This is a genomic window from Bradyrhizobium yuanmingense (assembly GCF_029167105.1).
Taxonomy (GTDB): domain Bacteria; phylum Pseudomonadota; class Alphaproteobacteria; order Rhizobiales; family Xanthobacteraceae; genus Bradyrhizobium; species Bradyrhizobium yuanmingense_A.
This window is the reverse complement of sequence record NZ_JARFML010000002.1, coordinates 347,551-362,487: the sequence shown is the minus strand read 5'-3', so window position 1 is coordinate 362,487 and position 14,937 is coordinate 347,551. Positions and strand designations below refer to the sequence as shown.

Sequence of the window (14,937 nt, the reverse complement as noted above, 5' to 3'; positions counted from 1 at the left end):
ATGGATTAAGGGGCCTCGTGGTTAACAAACGGTGACGGGTCGGCGCGCGCAAGGCGCGTGTCGGGGCGATTAACCCAGCGGCAACCTTAATGGAGTGTAATCGCCCCGGTTGAGGTAGAGTCGCAGCGTTGCCCTGCGGGAGTGTTCGATGCGTTTAGCGTTCTGGCGTGCCGGCAAGGACAAGGCTGTGATCGCGCGGGCCGTCGCGAAGTCCAAAGGCGAAGCTGCGCCCAAAAGCGAAGCGAAGGCTGAAAAGAGCGAAGCGAAGCCCGCGCCCGTCATCGCCAAGCCTGGACAGGTCGAATCCGGCGACATCGACCTGCACGCGCTCGGTGCGGCCCTGGCGCGCAAGCGCGGCTGGGTCATCGTGCCGACGGTGCTGGCGCTCGTTGCGTCGCTCGCCATCGTCAATCTCGTCACGCCGCGCTACAAATCTGAAACCCGGATTCTGATCGACGGCCGCGAGAACGTGTTCCTGCGTCCGAACAGCGACCGCGCCGAGGAGCGGCAGGCGCTCGATGCCGAGGCCGTCACCAGCCAGGTGCAGCTGGTGCTGTCGCGCGATCTGGCGCGCGAGATCATCAAGAAGAACAAGCTCGCCGAGCGCCCCGAATTCGATCCGGTGCTGCAGGGCATCTCGCCGCTGAAGTCGCTTGCCGCGCTCGTCGGCATCGGCCGCGATCCGTTCGCGATGACGCCGGAAGAGCGCGTGCTCGATTCCTATTACGAACGCCTTCAGGCCTACGCCGTCGACAAGTCGCGCGTGATCGTGGTCGAATTCCAGTCCGCCGATCCCGAGCTTGCCGCGCGCGTCGCCAACTCGATCGCCGACGGCTATCTCGTGCTGCAGCAGGCGGCGCGGCAGGAGCAGGCCAAGAATGCCAGCCAATGGCTGGCCGGCGAGATTGAGAGTTTGCGCAAGAAGGTCTCGGACGCCGAAGCCAGGGTCGAGGACTTCCGTTCAAAGTCCAGCCTGTTCATCGGTACCAACAACACCACGCTGTCGAACCAGCAGATGGGCGAGGTCAACACCCAGCTCAACAATGCGCGCTCGATGAAGGCGGATGCAGAATCCAAGGCACGGCTGATCAAGGAGATGCTCCAGAGCGGCAAGCCGATCGAGGCATCCGAGGTCGTGAACTCCGAATTGATGCGCCGGCTGTCGGAGCAGAGGGTGACGCTGCGCGCCCAGCTCGCCGAGCAATCGTCGACGCTGCTCGGCAATCATCCCCGGATCAAGGAGCTGAAAGCGCAGCTCGGCGACCTCGACAATCAGATCCGCGATGAAGCCGCCAAGATCTCGCGCTCGCTCGAGAACGACGCCCGGATCGCCAGCGGCCGGGTCGATGGCCTCACCGTGAGCCTGGAGCAGCTCAAGAAGCAGGCTGCCTCCACCAACGGCCAGGACGTCCAGCTCCGGGCGCTTGAGCGCGAGGCCAAGGCGCAGCGCGATCTGCTCGAGACTTATCTTGCCAAGTACCGCGAGGCCAACACCCGCGAGACCATCGACACCGCGCCGACCGACGGCCGCATCATCTCGCGTGCCATCGTCTCGAACACGCCGGCCTATCCGAAGAAGCTGCCGATCGTGCTGATCGCGACGATCGCAACGCTGCTGCTCTCGTCCGGCGTCGTTGTCACCGGCGAGCTGCTGCGCCAGACCGCGCCGCGCGTGGCAACGGGCCCGGCGCAGGCGCCGGTGCGCCAGGAGCCGCTGGTCGTTCAGCAGGCCATCGAGCCCGCAATCGACAGGCGCAGCGAACCAATGTTGGATCCGGTGTTGGCGGAGCCCGCGCCGCTGCAGCCGGAGATGGCGGCCGATTTGGATACGAGCGAATTCGCCGAGATCGAACGTCTGGCCGACGAACTGCATGCCGCAGGCACTGCGGCCAAGAAGGTCACGGTGCTCGGCACGGCGCCGGGCGAAGCCATCACGCTGTCGACGCTGACGCTGGCGCGGAACCTGGCGCGCGCTGCACGCGTCGTCGTGGTCGATCTCGCCGCCTCCTCGCCGACCATTGCCGCAGTCTGCGCCGATACGCAGGCTCCCGGCCTTGCCGAGCTGATGCAGGGCGAGGCCTCGTTCGCCCAAGTCATCACCCGGGACAAGCTGTCGCGGCTGCATCTGGTGATGGCCGGCCGTCCCGGCTTCGACCGCAGCCTGCTGCAGTCGCCGCGCGTCGCACTCGCGATCGACGCGCTGCTGCGGGCTTACGACCACGTGCTGATCGATGCCGGCAGCGCATCCGACCTTCCGGCCGAGCTGCTCACGGCGCATGCCCGCGCCGTCGTGGTACCCGACGCCGCGATGGCCACTGATGCCCGCACGCTGATGTGCGATCAGCTGAGGGCGGTCGGCTTCAGCGAGGTGACGATGCTGAGCAAGCCGGTGCAGGCTTCGGATGCGGTCGAAGCGCCGCGCGTCGTTGCGGCGTAGATCTTTTTCCCTCTCCCCTTGTGGGAGAGGGTGGCTCGCCGCGGAGCGGCGAGACGGGTGAGGGGTCTCTCTCCGAGAGTCCATCTGTTCATCGAGCGCGCGGATAGACACCCCTCATCCGGCGCCATAGCCGATGCGAAGCATCGGCGTCCCTAGTAGACGGCGGCCGAAGGCCGCCTATGCCACCTTCTGCCACAAGGGGAGAAGGGCAGGGCAGCAGTCGTGTAAATGGCAATACCTACCCGAACGCCTGCCGCAGCCGGCGGGCCATGTCGAACAGCATCTGGTTCTGCTTCACCAGCCGCTTGCCGTGGCTGAGGGATGACATTGCCATGGCCGCGAGCTTGCCGCGCGAGGTCAGGGGGACGAAGCTGTCGAAGATCGCCTCGTCGTCCTTGCAGAACATCCGCTTGTAATCGTCCGAGCCGATGCCGAGGTCGAGCGAGCGGTAGCCGCGCTCGCCGTAGCGGTCGATGATGTAGCGCATCAGGATGAGGCCGGGGCTGTAGCGGGCGTGCTCGGACATCGTGTAAGTGTTGAACATCATCGAGAAGCGCTCGCCGTCGGCGACGCCGGCAAAGATCGCGATCACCTCCTCGTCGCATTCCAGCGCATGGATGTCGATCACGTGACCTTCGCCGCGCGGCGCGAGGCAGGCGCTGCGGACGAATTGCTCGACGCCAGGTTCGGAGAAGACGTTCGGGAGCTTCTGCTCGGCCATCCGCGCCGGCTTGACACGGAAGAACCAATCCAGCAGGCGAATGATGTCTGCGTCCGACGTCGCCAGGTGATAGCGGTAGCCGGCGAGGGACTGAAGTTTCTTTTCCTTGCTCTTGAGGCGGCGGCGGAGGGAATTGCTGATCCGCGATGCGGGCGGGCCGCCCGGCTCCATCACCAGTCGCGGGCAGCCGTTGATCGCGCGCTGCCGCGGCAGGACTGCAAACGGGTTTTGCTGGTCGTGCCAGCGCTCGGGCTGCTGTGTCAGTGCGAGCACGTCGACGTGCTCGCCGAGCGGCGCAAGCAGTGCATCGAGATCGGCGCTGGCGGCCTCTGCTGCGAACTCGGCGTTCCATAGGCCCATGTTGAAGGTCGTGTGCTTGCCGCCCATGAAGCCGGCGGTGCGCAAGCCGTGGCCCTGGCGCAGCGAGAGCGGCAGCAGCAGGAGTGGCCGGCGCTCGGCGTCGCGGGCGATCACGATGAACGGCCGGGCACCTTCACGGGCGCCGACCAGCCGCTGCCAGGGGTCGAGCAGGTCGAAGCGCTGGTAGGGCGTGAAAAGATGGCCACTGGCCTCGAAGCCGCGCCAGACCGCCTCGACCTCGGCGAGATCGGTGACGATGTCGACCTGTGCGATACGGCTCGCTCTCGACCGCGCTGGCGCTTCTGCCGTCCGGCTTTGCATCGCCGCAGCCATGGTCATTCGCGAAACCTGTCGAGAAATCGAAAATACGTATTTCGGCCCGTGGCCGACCTTTGCAAACAAAGGTCAACAAAGGGTAATGACTTGGGCGAGGGAACTGACCGCCGGCGCGCGCGAAGGGTGGGATTTTGGCTTCCGACGACAGATGGTTGGAACGGCTGCGCCTCGAGCTGGCCTGGTTCACCGGCCAGGCCATGCTGCGCAGTCGCGGCGCCGGCGCCATCCTGCGTTTCCAGCGCGTGCGGCCGCGACGGCGCGGATTTCAGCCGTTGCGCGAGCACGAGATCACGCCGCAATTCCTCGACCGCGCCATCCGCGCGCTGAAGCGGTGGAAGTACGATTTCCTCGGCATGGACGAGGTCTGCCGGCGCGCGGTGACGCTACCGGAGAAGCGGCGCTTCGTGGCGCTGACCTTCGATGGCACCAGCAAGGATCTCATCAGCGTCGCCTATCCGGTGCTGGCGCGTCACGCCGTGCCCTTCACGGTCTATGTGCCGACCGCCTTTCCCGACGGTGTCGGCGAGGCCTGGTGGCTCGGGCTGGAGCAGGTGATCGCGCGCGAGAGCCGCATCGACCTGATGATGGGCGAGAAGGAGCAGCGTTTCACCGTCGCCGACACGGCCGGGAAGCTGGCGCTGTTCTCGTATCTGGAGAGCTGGCTGCGCTCGCTGCCGCCGGCGGATGTGTCGGCCGCGATTGCCGATCTCTGCACGCGCTACCGGATCGATCTCGCCGCGCTCTCGCGCGAGGCGTCGATGGATTGGGAGGACCTCGCCAGGCTCGCCGCCGATCCGCTCGTGACGATCGCCAGCGCAACGGTGAACTATCCGGTCCTGGCCAACATGAAGAACTCGGCCGCTTTGCGCGAGATGACGATGGGCAAGGCTGTGGCGGAATCGGCTTTCAACCGCGAGATCAGGCATTTCGCCTTTCCGTTCGGCGACCGCGCTTCGTTCCGGCGCAGCCACGTCGTGATGGCGGAGGAGGCGGGCTTCGCCAGCGCGGCCTCGACGATCCCCGGCATCGTGGAGGCGGAGGGACGGACGAACTTGCGCGCGCTGCCGCGCATCCCCTGGGACGGGCGCGTGCGCTCGCTGCGGATGCTGCGCGTGCTGGTGTCGGGCGCCGCCTTTGCGCCGGTGCGGTCGACCGGGAGCGCTACGAGCCAGACCTGAGGCGATCGGGCCGCTGCATCCAGCTCACGATCGGCATCGCCGGCAGCACCCAGCCCATGCCGACCACGACGTAGTAGATCGCCTGCCGCCAGCCGGATTCGGCGATCCACGGCATCTGCGCCGCCGCCATGCCGAGCAGGGCCCAGACGGTGGCCAGCACCAGGAGCAGGATGGCGCCGAGGAACTTGCGGGTGCGGATCGTCATGGCGGGGACTTTAAGGCTTTCGCGTTACTTGCGCTGCGTGAGCGGGGGACTATAAGGGGCACGCAATCCGGTTCAAGTCACTTCGCCACAGGCTTGGTCTTGTCCTTGAAATGACGACGAATTCCGCCCCATCCGAGCCGCATCGCGCCGTGCGCTGGTGGCTGATCGCCGTGGCCGCACTGATCGCGTTGATGGTGCTGGTCGGCGGCGCGACACGGCTGACGGAATCGGGCCTATCGATCGTCGAATGGAAGCCGGTCACCGGCACTGTTCCGCCGCTGTCGGAGGCGGCGTGGGCCGACGCGTTCGAGGCCTACAAGAAGATCCCGCAATATCGCGAGCTGAATTCAGGCATGAGCCTGTCCGAGTTCAAGACGATCTTCTGGTGGGAGTGGAGCCACCGGCTGCTCGGCCGCTTCATCGGCGTCGCTTATCTCCTGCCGTTCCTGTTCTTCCTCTGGCGCGGCGGACTGTCCGGTGAGCTGAAGCGCAGGCTGTGGCTGCTGTTCGCGCTCGGCGGCCTCCAGGGGGCGGTCGGCTGGTGGATGGTCGCCTCGGGCCTGACGGAACGCACCGAGGTGTCGCAATATCGGCTGGCGACGCATCTTTCGCTCGCGCTCCTGATCTTCGCCGGTATCGTCTGGACGGTGCGGCGGCTCCAGGAGCGGCCGCAGATCGCGGCGCCGGCTCGGCTGCGGTTTACGAGCGCGGTGCTGCTCGTGGTGACCTTCGTGCAGATCTATTTCGGTGCGCTGGTCGCGGGTCTGCGTGCCGGGCGGGCCTACAACACCTGGCCTGAGATCGATGGGGCGCTCATTCCGTCGGCGGAACGGCTGTGGTTCGAGACGCCGTGGTGGCGCAACATGTTCGACAATGTGCTGACGGTGCAGTTCGAGCATCGCATGACCGCCTACGTGCTGATCGTGCTGGCGCTGCTGCATGCGGTCGACGCGGTGCGCTCGCGTGCAGGTGCGGCAGCGAGCGGCGCGTTGTGGCTGTTCGCGGCGGTGAGCGTGCAGGCGGTGCTCGGCATCCTCACGCTGCTCAACCAGGTGCCGATCGATCTCGCGCTGACCCACCAGGCGGTTGCGATCGTGGTGTTGACGCTGGCAGTGATGCAGGTGGAGCGGCTGGCGTCACGGCAGTCTGCGCAGGCGCAACCGCGCGCGGTCCCCGTGGGTCAGCCCGGCTGATCAGCAATAGCCGTAGACGCCGCAGGCATAGGGCAGGCGCCAGAAATAATCGACCTGTTTCCCGCCGTAATAGGCGCCCTGATAATCGTAGCTCCAGGGGCGGCCGTAATAGCCAGGCAAGGTGTGGGAGCCCGGCAGCAGCGGCGTGCCCGGCAGGTTGCGGATGTAGCTGCCGATGCCGTAGGCCGGCGAGATCAGCGCATCCGGATCGGTCTCGACATAGACTTGAGGTGGGTCCTGCGGCGGCCCGGCCGCGCGCCGCTTCGGCGTCGCCGGCAGATCGGCGGCAATGGCCGCCGAGACCGTCAGCATCACTGCCAGGGCGGGCACCATCCAGCGCAGCATCGTCGGCTCCGAATCAAAGGGGCGATCCAAGCACGATGTATGGGGCAGATGTGGTTAATGAGGGTTAACCGGCGGCGGCCAAAACGGCCGCCGTCATTCCCAGGCGCTACGCCCCCAGCGCCTGTTCCAGATCCGCGATCAGGTCTTCCTTGTCCTCGATGCCGACCGAGATCCGGACCACGTCCGGGCCGGCGCCGGACTTGATCTTGGCGGCATCGTCGAGCTGGCTGTGCGTGGTCGAGGCCGGATGGATCACCAGCGAGCGGGTGTCGCCGACATTGGCGAGGTGCGAGAACAGCTGCAGCTTCGACACCAGGCTGACGCCGGCGTCATAGCCGCCCTTCAGGCTGAAGGTGAACACCGCGCCGGCGCCCTTTGGTGCGTATTTGCGTGCGAGCTGATTGTACTTGTCGCTCGGCAGCCCGGCATAGCTCACCGAGGCCACCGCCGGATGTCCCGCGAGGTATTCGGCAACGGCCTTGGCGTTGTCGCAGTGCTTCTGCATGCGCAGCGGCAGCGTCTCGATGCCGGTCAGGATCATGAAGGCGTTGAACGGCGACAGCGCCGGGCCGAGGTCGCGCAGGCCGAGCACGCGGCAGGCGATTGCGAAGGCGAAATTGCCAAACGTCTCCTGGAGGCGGATGCCGTGATATTCCGGGCGCGGCTCCGAGAGCATGGGGTACTTGCCGCCCGTGGACCAGTCGAAGGTGCCGGCATCGACGATGATGCCGCCGAGCGAGTTGCCGTGGCCGCCCAGGAATTTCGTCAGCGAGTGCACGACGATGTCAGCGCCATGATCGATCGGACGGATCAGATAGGGCGAGGCTAGCGTGTTGTCGACGATCAGCGGCACGCCCGCCTTGCGCGCCACGGTCGAGATCGCCTCGATGTCGGTGATGCTGCCGGCGGGGTTGGCGATGGACTCGATGAAGATCGCTTTCGTGCGCGGCGTCACCGCACGCTCGAAGCTCGCGATATCGTCGGGATCGGCCCACACCACGTTCCAGCCAAAGCTCTTGAAGGCGTGCGTGAACTGGTTGATCGAGCCGCCATAGAGCTTTCGCGCGGCGATGAATTCGTCGCCGGGTTGAAGCAGCTGCTGCAGCACCACGACCTGCGCGGCATGGCCGGAAGCGACCGCGAGAGCGGCCGTGCCGCCTTCGAGCGCGGCGACGCGCTCTTCCAGCACCGCATTGGTGGGATTGCCGATGCGGGTATAGATGTTGCCGAACGCCTGCAGGCCGAACAGCGAGGCGGCGTGATCGGCATCGTTGAAGACGAAAGAGGTCGTTTGATAAATCGGAGTCGCGCGCGCGCCGGTGGTGGGGTCGGGCTGTGCACCGGCATGCACGGCGAGCGTTGAAAATCCCGGAAGGCGATCGCTCATTTGGGCGTCCTGTTCTTGTGTCCTGAAAATCGCGCGGCATGCTGATCGGCGCCGTGCCCGACGTCAAGGCGCGGCGTCACATCAGGATCATTTTGGTAATGATCGTGCTACGCATTGTCGCGTTCGCGAAACGAAACCTTCGCAATCGCGTCAGCTTTGCTCGCTCTTGTTCTTCGCGGCGCGATCCGATGCGGCGGTGTCGCCACCGCCGACACTCATCCGATTGAGGGACAGCCGCATGCCCTGCGTCGGCGCCGGCGCGCGCTTGGCGCTGAGCGTGCGCGAATTCACGCCCATCCAGGAGATTTCAGACGACAGGCGGCCATATTCGATCTTGGGGCAGCGGTTCATGACCACCTTGATCCCGACTGACTCCGCTTTCGCCGCCGCCTTGTCATCGCGCGCGCCGAGTTGCATCCAGATCACCTTCGGCAGCGGGTCGAGCGTCAGCGCCTCCTCGACGACGGGCATGATGTGGCTGGAGTTGCGGAAGATGTCGATCATGTCGACGGGACGGCCGATGTCCGACAGTGACGCGACGAACGGCTTGCCGAGCAACTCCTTGCCAACATGGCCGGGATTGACCGGGATCATGTCGTAGCCGCGCTGCATCAGGTATTTGAACGCGAAATAGCTCGGCCGCACATTGACCGGTGAGGCCCCGACCATCGCGATCGATTTCACGCTGTTGAGGATGCCGCGGATGTAATTGTCGGGATAGGCGTCGTGGTTCATGTGATCCTTCATTCGTCATTCCGGGCGGCTCGAAGCGCCGACCCGGAATCTCCAGATTCTCAGGTGCGCAATCGCGCACCATAGTTCGATGCTTTCGCATCGCCCCGGAATGGCGGCTTAAGAGATACGGCTACTCATCCCGCCATGTCGGCGCGCGCTTCTCGATGAAGGCGCCGATGCCTTCCTCGGCGTCGCGCGCCATCATGTTCTCGGTCATCACCTCTGCGGCATAGCGATAGGCGTCTGCAAGGCTCATCTCGGCCTGGCGGTAGAAGGCCTCCTTGCCGAGCTTGATCGTGTAGGCGGATTTCAACGCGACCTGTTGCGCGAGCTCGATCGCGGCGCCGAGTTCGGTGCCGGCGGGAACGACACGGTTGACGAGCCCGATCTCGCGGGCGCGGTCGGCCGTGACAGGCTCGCCCGTCAGCAGCATCTCCATGGCCTGCTTGCGCGGGACGTTGCGCGACAGCGCCACCATCGGGGTCGAGCAGAACAGGCCGATGTCGATGCCGGGCGTGGCGAACTTCGCCGCCTCCGAGGCGATCGCCAGATCGCAGCTTGCCACGAGCTGGCAGCCGGCCGCGGTGGCGATGCCTTGGACGGCAGCGACCACGGGCTTGGGCAGGCGCACGATCGCCTGCATCATGGCACTGCACGCCGTCATGATCTGCGCAAAATAAGCCCTGCCGCGATCCGGATCGATGCGGCGCGCGGTCAGTTCCTTCAGGTCGTGGCCGGCGGAAAAAGCGGGGCCGTTGGCTGCGATAACGACCGCACGGAGGTGCTTGTCTTCCGCGATCGCATTGAGGCTCGCATGCAGCTGTCCGATCATTGCCTCTGAAAGGCTGTTGCGCGCGGCTGGTCGGTTCAGCGTGAGCACGGCGACGCTGCCTACGATCTCGCGCAGCAGGATCGGGGGTTGCGGGATGGGAGCGCGGGCGGCCTGAACGGACATTGACGCGATTTCCGCTAGATGATTGCAATTGGATGACACCGATAACTTAATGTAACAGGGCAGGCGAAGCGAGGGTGGGGACGGCATGGCGTTAGCGAAAATGAGCGTGGCGGAGCTCGAGCGGTTCCTCCGTGACGAGTTTCCCCAGGCCTTCAGTGGTGACGACATCACGATCGAGAGCGCGGACGGCCAGACCAGCCTCTTGCGGCAGCGCTACAGCGAACGGATGTTGCGGCCCGGCGGAACCGTGTCCGGGCCGACGCTGATGGCGCTCGCGGATTTCGCGATGTACGTGGTGCTGCTGTCCGCGATCGGGCCGATCGGGCTCGCCGTCACCACCAATCTCAACATCAACTTCCTGCGCAAGGGCCAGCCCGGGCAGGACGTGCTGGCCGAGGCCCGGCTGCTCAAGCTCGGCAAGCGCCTTGCGGTCGGGGAGGTGAACCTCTTGTCCGGGACCTCACCCGATCCGATCGCCCATGTCACCTCGACCTATTCCATTCCAAACGTTTGATCATTTTGCAGGTAATATCGCACCATATTTTTAAGATATTGAATTTGCTTAACTATTTTCAGATCTGGGGCATTGACCGTTGCGCCGCTCTTCTCTAGAACCGCGCGCAGTCTGGTGCGGTGTTCGCGCCGATATCTCCCGTCCACGGAAACTCCGACATGAAAACCTTTTCGGCAAAGCCGGCTGAGGTGACGAAGAAGTGGGTGCTGATCGACGCCAAGGGTCTGGTCGTCGGCCGCCTCGCCACCATCGTCGCCATGCGCCTGCGCGGCAAGCACCTCCCGACCTATACCCCGCACGTCGATTGCGGCGACAACGTCATCATCATCAACGCGCAGCATGCGGTCCTCACCGGTCGCAAGCGCGAGCAGAAGACCTACTACAAGCACACCGGCTATGTCGGCCACGTCAAGGAGCGCACCGCGCGCCAGATCCTCGAGGGCCGTCATCCCGAGCGCGTGCTCGAGAAGGCCGTCGAGCGCATGATCCCGCGTGGTCCGCTCGGCCGCGTGCAGATGGGCAACCTCCGTGTCTACGGCGGCGCCGATCATCCGCACGAGGCGCAGCAGCCCGAGAAGATCGATATCGCCAAGTTGAACCGCAAGAACACGAGGGCCGCATAACATGGCCGAATCAATTCAGTCGCTCGACCAGCTCTCGCAGCTCAAGACGGCGGCCGCGCCCGAGGCGCCCAAGCACGAGAAGAAGGTCGACAAGTTCAACCGCGCTTACGCCACCGGCAAGCGCAAGGACGCGGTCGCCCGCGTCTGGATCAAGCCGGGCGCCGGCAAGGTCACCGTCAACTCGCGCGAGGTCGAAGTCTATTTCGCCCGTCCCGTGCTGCGCATGATGATCGAGCAGCCGTTCTCCGTGGCCCAGCGTTCGGGCCAGTATGACGTGATCTGCACCGTCGCCGGCGGCGGCCTGTCCGGCCAGGCCGGCGCGGTTCGTCACGGCATCTCCAAGGCGCTCACCTATTTCGAGCCGGAGCTGCGCGGCGTGCTCAAGAAGGGCGGCTTCCTCACCCGCGACTCGCGCGTGGTCGAGCGCAAGAAGTACGGCAAGGCCAAGGCCCGCCGCTCCTTCCAGTTCTCGAAGCGTTAATCGCTTTTGTCGCATTCGCCGCGAAAGCGGCTTCAATGAGATGCAAAAGGGCGCTGATTTCAGCGCCCTTTTTGTTGTTCGTTTGTATGCAAATTGATGGCGTGTTTCCCGAAAACTTAGGGATCGGCGAAAACCTGAATGGAACCCGCGAGACCTAGCGTCGCCTTCGGAAGGGCGCGCAAATCGGCTGGGCCGATCGCGTAACTGCTATGTTCTAGAGGGGGCCGACATGATGTCGCTCGATAGCATCACGCTCTATTTGGTCGCCACAATGGTCGCCGCACTGCTCGGCGCCATGATGGTGTTTTTCGGCAAGCAGGAGAACAGCCCGGCGCTGAAATGGTGGGGTACCGCCTATCTGCTCGGCGCCGCCTCCGTCGCACTATGGACCGCGGCGGGCGACAGGCTGGGGCCGCAAATTTACCTCGCACTGAACGCCGTCGGTTTCGTCGCCTGCGGCATGGTCTGGAACGCGGCGCGCGTCTTCCACGGCCGCAACCCGAACTGGCCGGGGCTCGTGCTCGGTGCGCTCGCCTGGGTCGCTGCTGCGACGCTGCTCGATCCCGCGGCATCGATGCTGCGCATGCTCGTGGGTGCCGGCATCGTCTCGGTGTACGCGGCGCTGACTGCGAGCGAGCTCTGGACCGAACGGCGCAAGAGCGTGCAACGACGCTGGCCCGCCTTCGTGATGCCGGTGATGCACGGCTGCGTGTTGATGCTGCCGATCCTGATCGGCAGCTTCCTGCGCCCGCATGATGCCGGCTTCTCCTCGAGCATCTGGGTCACCGTGTTTGCGGTCGAGCTCATACTCTATGCCGTGGGTACCGTGTTCGTGATCTTCATGCTGGTGTCGGAACGCACCGTCACCGCGCACCGGACGGCGGCATCGACCGATCCTTTGACCGGCATGCTCAACCGGCGCGGCTTCTCGGAGGCTTGTGCGCGCGTGATCGAGCGCGAGGCCAAGGCCGGGCGGCCGGTGACCGTGATGATCTTCGACATCGACCACTTCAAGTCGATCAACGACCGCTTCGGCCATCCGGCCGGCGACGAGATGCTAAAGCTGTTCTCCACCGTCGTGGTCAGCAATTTGCGCATCTCCGACCTGTCGGGCCGCATCGGCGGCGAGGAGTTCGCTGCGCTGTTGCCGTGCTCGCTGGAGGAGGGCGTGCTTGTCGCCGAGCGCGTGCGCGAGGCGTTCGAGACCTCCGGCGTCGTGGTCGACGAAGGCCCGGTCGATACCACCGTCAGCATCGGCGTTGCCGGCGGTCCGGCCGGCACCGAGCTGGAGGTGCTGCTGGCCTCCGCGGACACCGCGCTCTACCAGGCCAAGCGCGGCGGCCGCAACCGCGTCGAGGCGGCCGAGGAGCTGCCGCTGTCGCTGGAGAACTGGCGCCGCCAGAGCGCCGCACGGATCGGCGCATCGCAGGCGCGTCCGGCCACCGCGTGAGAATGTAGGGCGGGCTTGCGGTAAATCTCTGTTTACCATTCGATCCCTACCATCGTGGTCATGGAATCGATCCGTCGACGGAATCCGCAAGCCGCCCTGATGTCGCTCGAAGCCGAAGCTGCCTCGGCCCGCGGCGGTTTCGCCTGTCTGTTCTCCACCGCGGACGAATACGATAGCGCGCTGATCACCGAGCGCCGCGCGCAAGGACGCTATACGCAGCAACGCAGCTACTGGCCGTTCGTGATGTTCGCCGGTTGTGCGCTGATCGTCGCGGGCACGGTCCTGCTGTTCGCCTGACAGGCCTGCATTTCCAGGCCGGGCAGGGCGCCGCTTCGGTGCCTTTTTCTTTGTCGCCATCTGCGGTAGACACGGCCATCAACAAAAGGGTGGAAAGCCGATGATCACCGAGATCGCGCAAATCGACGTCAAGCCGGGCAGCGAGAAGGATTTTGAGGCCGCCGTTGCCAAGGCCAAGGCCGCTTTCGGCCGCTCCAAGGGCTTTCACGGCTTCGAGCTGCACAAGTCGATCGAGAAGCCGCAGCGTTACCGGCTGATGGTGAAATGGGCGACGCTGGAGAACCACACCGTGGACTTCCGCGGCTCGGAAAATTTCACGGAATGGCGCGGCCTGGTCGGCCAGTATTTTGCCGCGCCTCCCGAGGTCGAGCACACCGAGACCGTGCTGACGACCTGAGGCTTTATCTCGGGAGCATGATCGTATCGGAAAACCGCTCCACACTTTGCGCTAACGCGGCCCTCCGGGTCCGGATCATGCGTCAGGCCGCCTCCGCCAAAGACGGCGTCTCATACGTCTTGACATGGTCGATCATGACCTTGGCGATGGCGACCAGCGGGAGCGCCAGCGCCAGGCCCCAGATGCCGAACACGACGCCGAGCAGGATCTGGAACGCGAACAGCGTGGCCGGCGGGATGTCGAGTGCCTGGCGCTGCAGGATCGGCGTCAGCACGTAGCTTTCCATGGCGTGCACGCCCATGAACAGCAGAAATGCCGACAAAGCGGGAATCCAGCCCGAGGCGAGGCTCGCCAGTACCACGATGACGCCGGCGATGATGGCTCCCACCGTGGGGATGAAGGCGAGCAGGCCCGCCTGGATTCCTAGGATGAACGCGCCGGGGATGCCGATGACGGCAAGTCCGATCCAGGTTACGGCACCGACCGCGATCATGACGATGATCTGGGCGATCAGCCAGCGCTCGAGCGTTTCAGCGATACGGTCGATGACCAGGGCGACACGGGTTCGGTGCCGCGCCGGTGCCAGGAACAGCAGGCCGTCATGATAGACGCTGGGCTGGGCGGCGAAGGCCAGGCCCAGGAACAGCACGATGAAGATGTTGCCGACGCCGTGAATGGTGCCGAGCAGCAGCTTGAATGTCTGGCTCACGATCGCCCCGCCGCTGGAGGCGAGCGTGCCGGCACTGGGCAGCGGAGCGCGCGAAGGCGTTGCCGGCGCGGGCGTCGCCTCCGAGGACGCGTTGGTCGTGGGGTCCGAGGCAGCGTTGCCGAGGTCGAAGAAGCTGGTGTCGATGCCGTGGCTCTCGAGCAGGGACCTGACATTGGTGATCTGCGACTTGATGGTCTTGCTCAGCAGCGAGGCCTGTTCGGCAATGGTGGCGCCGCCGAGATAGGCGATGCCCGCGAGCAGCAAAGCGAGCGCAACGCAAACGATTGCAAGCCGGATTGTGTGAGGCAGCTGGACCCGGCGGCCGAGCGCATTGACCAGAGCGTTGAGACCGAGGCCGAGCAGCATGCCGGTGAAGATCAGCAGCAGGGTGGCGGCAAAATACCAGGTGAAGGCGAGCAGCGCGGTGAACAGCACAACGCCGATGCCTCCGGCCGCGATCGCCCAGGCCTGATCCCGCGCGAGGTCGGCACGGGAGCGGGATCGTTCATCTGCGGGAAAAGTCACATCGTATCCTGTCTTTGGTGGCTGCAATGGGGGCACTCTTTCGACAAACACGTTTCCGATCAAGAGCGGCAACGCGCCGGTTTGACGCT

Annotated in this window: 16 protein-coding genes; 9 read left to right on the top strand and 7 right to left on the bottom strand. The window is 65.2% G+C overall.

Annotated elements, in window-relative coordinates; all coding sequences use genetic code 11:
• Positions 1-148: 148 nt before the first annotated feature.
• Positions 149-2,437: a GumC family protein gene (locus P0R31_RS04495; protein ID WP_275513022.1), complete on the top strand. Its 2,289-nt coding sequence runs from the start codon at positions 149-151 to the stop codon at positions 2,435-2,437.
• Between the two features lie 238 nt (positions 2,438-2,675).
• Here P0R31_RS04495 and P0R31_RS04490 read toward each other — a convergent pair whose 3' ends face one another.
• A complete protein-coding gene (locus P0R31_RS04490) occupies positions 2,676-3,857 on the bottom strand; it encodes a GNAT family N-acetyltransferase (RefSeq protein WP_275513021.1) in 1,182 nt (393 codons plus the stop codon).
• A 128-nt stretch (positions 3,858-3,985) separates the two neighbouring features.
• Here P0R31_RS04490 and P0R31_RS04485 point away from each other — a divergent pair, with 128 nt between their 5' ends.
• Positions 3,986-5,032 carry a polysaccharide deacetylase family protein gene (locus P0R31_RS04485; protein WP_275513020.1) on the top strand — a complete coding sequence of 349 codons (1,047 nt, stop codon included), beginning with the start codon at positions 3,986-3,988 and terminating at the stop codon, positions 5,030-5,032.
• Here the strand turns inward: P0R31_RS04485 and P0R31_RS04480 are convergent.
• Positions 5,016-5,237: a DUF2842 domain-containing protein gene (locus tag P0R31_RS04480; protein ID WP_036010340.1), complete on the bottom strand. Its 222-nt coding sequence runs from the start codon at positions 5,235-5,237 to the stop codon at positions 5,016-5,018. The genes P0R31_RS04485 and P0R31_RS04480 overlap by 17 nt on opposite strands.
• A gap of 110 nt (positions 5,238-5,347) precedes the next feature.
• On the opposite strand from P0R31_RS04480, the gene P0R31_RS04475 reads away from it, so the two are divergent.
• A complete protein-coding gene (locus P0R31_RS04475; RefSeq protein WP_275513019.1) occupies positions 5,348-6,430 on the top strand; it encodes a COX15/CtaA family protein in 1,083 nt (360 codons plus the stop codon).
• Here P0R31_RS04475 and P0R31_RS04470 read toward each other — a convergent pair whose 3' ends face one another.
• From P0R31_RS04470 to P0R31_RS04455, 4 genes are all read right to left on the bottom strand, one after another.
• Complete coding sequence (locus P0R31_RS04470; protein ID WP_128265590.1) at positions 6,431-6,775, bottom strand: hypothetical protein; 345 nt, start codon at positions 6,773-6,775, stop codon at positions 6,431-6,433.
• A gap of 106 nt (positions 6,776-6,881) precedes the next feature.
• Positions 6,882-8,162 carry an O-acetylhomoserine aminocarboxypropyltransferase gene (locus P0R31_RS04465; RefSeq protein WP_036039097.1) on the bottom strand — a complete coding sequence of 427 codons (1,281 nt, stop codon included), beginning with the start codon at positions 8,160-8,162 and terminating at the stop codon, positions 6,882-6,884.
• Positions 8,163-8,312: 150 nt separating this feature from the next.
• Positions 8,313-8,897 (bottom strand): CoA-binding protein, encoded by a 585-nt coding sequence (locus P0R31_RS04460; protein WP_275513088.1) that lies wholly within the window; start codon positions 8,895-8,897, stop codon positions 8,313-8,315.
• Positions 8,898-9,027: 130 nt separating this feature from the next.
• Positions 9,028-9,852, bottom strand: coding sequence for an enoyl-CoA hydratase (locus P0R31_RS04455; RefSeq protein WP_275513018.1), 825 nt, complete (start codon positions 9,850-9,852; stop codon positions 9,028-9,030).
• Positions 9,853-9,937: 85 nt separating this feature from the next.
• On the opposite strand from P0R31_RS04455, the gene P0R31_RS04450 reads away from it, so the two are divergent.
• The 6 genes from P0R31_RS04450 to P0R31_RS04425 all read left to right on the top strand — a co-directional run bounded on the left by P0R31_RS04450 (position 9,938) and on the right by P0R31_RS04425 (position 13,614).
• Positions 9,938-10,366, top strand: coding sequence for a PaaI family thioesterase (locus P0R31_RS04450; protein WP_024341189.1), 429 nt, complete (start codon positions 9,938-9,940; stop codon positions 10,364-10,366).
• 158 nt (positions 10,367-10,524) lie between these two features.
• Positions 10,525-10,989, top strand: coding sequence for a 50S ribosomal protein L13 (gene rplM, locus P0R31_RS04445; RefSeq protein WP_018642440.1), 465 nt, complete (start codon positions 10,525-10,527; stop codon positions 10,987-10,989).
• Between the two features lies 1 nt (position 10,990).
• Positions 10,991-11,470: a 30S ribosomal protein S9 gene (gene rpsI, locus P0R31_RS04440; RefSeq protein WP_028178828.1), complete on the top strand. Its 480-nt coding sequence runs from the start codon at positions 10,991-10,993 to the stop codon at positions 11,468-11,470.
• A gap of 229 nt (positions 11,471-11,699) precedes the next feature.
• Complete coding sequence (locus P0R31_RS04435; protein ID WP_275513017.1) at positions 11,700-12,920, top strand: GGDEF domain-containing protein; 1,221 nt, start codon at positions 11,700-11,702, stop codon at positions 12,918-12,920.
• Between the two features lie 60 nt (positions 12,921-12,980).
• Positions 12,981-13,217, top strand: coding sequence for a hypothetical protein (locus tag P0R31_RS04430; RefSeq protein WP_275513016.1), 237 nt, complete (start codon positions 12,981-12,983; stop codon positions 13,215-13,217).
• Between the two features lie 100 nt (positions 13,218-13,317).
• Positions 13,318-13,614, top strand: a complete 297-nt coding sequence (locus P0R31_RS04425; protein ID WP_025036647.1) for an antibiotic biosynthesis monooxygenase family protein — start codon at positions 13,318-13,320, stop codon at positions 13,612-13,614.
• Between the two features lie 82 nt (positions 13,615-13,696).
• On the opposite strand, the gene P0R31_RS04420 is transcribed toward P0R31_RS04425, so the two are convergent.
• Positions 13,697-14,848, bottom strand: coding sequence for an AI-2E family transporter (locus tag P0R31_RS04420; protein WP_275513015.1), 1,152 nt, complete (start codon positions 14,846-14,848; stop codon positions 13,697-13,699).
• Positions 14,849-14,937: the final 89 nt, after the last annotated feature.

Excerpts from the sequence above, each read along its gene's own strand:
- P0R31_RS04495 (WP_275513022.1), top strand. The coding sequence starts at position 149 with ATGCGTTTAGCGTTCTGGCGTGCCGGCAAGGACAAGGCTGTGATCGCG.
- P0R31_RS04490 (WP_275513021.1), bottom strand. The coding sequence starts at position 3,857 with ATGACCATGGCTGCGGCGATGCAAAGCCGGACGGCAGAAGCGCCAGCG.
- P0R31_RS04480 (WP_036010340.1), bottom strand. The coding sequence starts at position 5,237 with ATGACGATCCGCACCCGCAAGTTCCTCGGCGCCATCCTGCTCCTGGTG.
- P0R31_RS04475 (WP_275513019.1), top strand. The coding sequence starts at position 5,348 with ATGACGACGAATTCCGCCCCATCCGAGCCGCATCGCGCCGTGCGCTGG.
- P0R31_RS04470 (WP_128265590.1), bottom strand. The coding sequence starts at position 6,775 with ATGCTGCGCTGGATGGTGCCCGCCCTGGCAGTGATGCTGACGGTCTCG.
- P0R31_RS04465 (WP_036039097.1), bottom strand. The coding sequence starts at position 8,162 with ATGAGCGATCGCCTTCCGGGATTTTCAACGCTCGCCGTGCATGCCGGT.
- P0R31_RS04460 (WP_275513088.1), bottom strand. The coding sequence starts at position 8,897 with ATGAACCACGACGCCTATCCCGACAATTACATCCGCGGCATCCTCAAC.
- P0R31_RS04455 (WP_275513018.1), bottom strand. The coding sequence starts at position 9,852 with ATGTCCGTTCAGGCCGCCCGCGCTCCCATCCCGCAACCCCCGATCCTG.
- P0R31_RS04450 (WP_024341189.1), top strand. The coding sequence starts at position 9,938 with ATGGCGTTAGCGAAAATGAGCGTGGCGGAGCTCGAGCGGTTCCTCCGT.
- rplM (WP_018642440.1), top strand. The coding sequence starts at position 10,525 with ATGAAAACCTTTTCGGCAAAGCCGGCTGAGGTGACGAAGAAGTGGGTG.
- rpsI (WP_028178828.1), top strand. The coding sequence starts at position 10,991 with ATGGCCGAATCAATTCAGTCGCTCGACCAGCTCTCGCAGCTCAAGACG.
- P0R31_RS04435 (WP_275513017.1), top strand. The coding sequence starts at position 11,700 with ATGATGTCGCTCGATAGCATCACGCTCTATTTGGTCGCCACAATGGTC.
- P0R31_RS04430 (WP_275513016.1), top strand. The coding sequence starts at position 12,981 with ATGGAATCGATCCGTCGACGGAATCCGCAAGCCGCCCTGATGTCGCTC.
- P0R31_RS04425 (WP_025036647.1), top strand. The coding sequence starts at position 13,318 with ATGATCACCGAGATCGCGCAAATCGACGTCAAGCCGGGCAGCGAGAAG.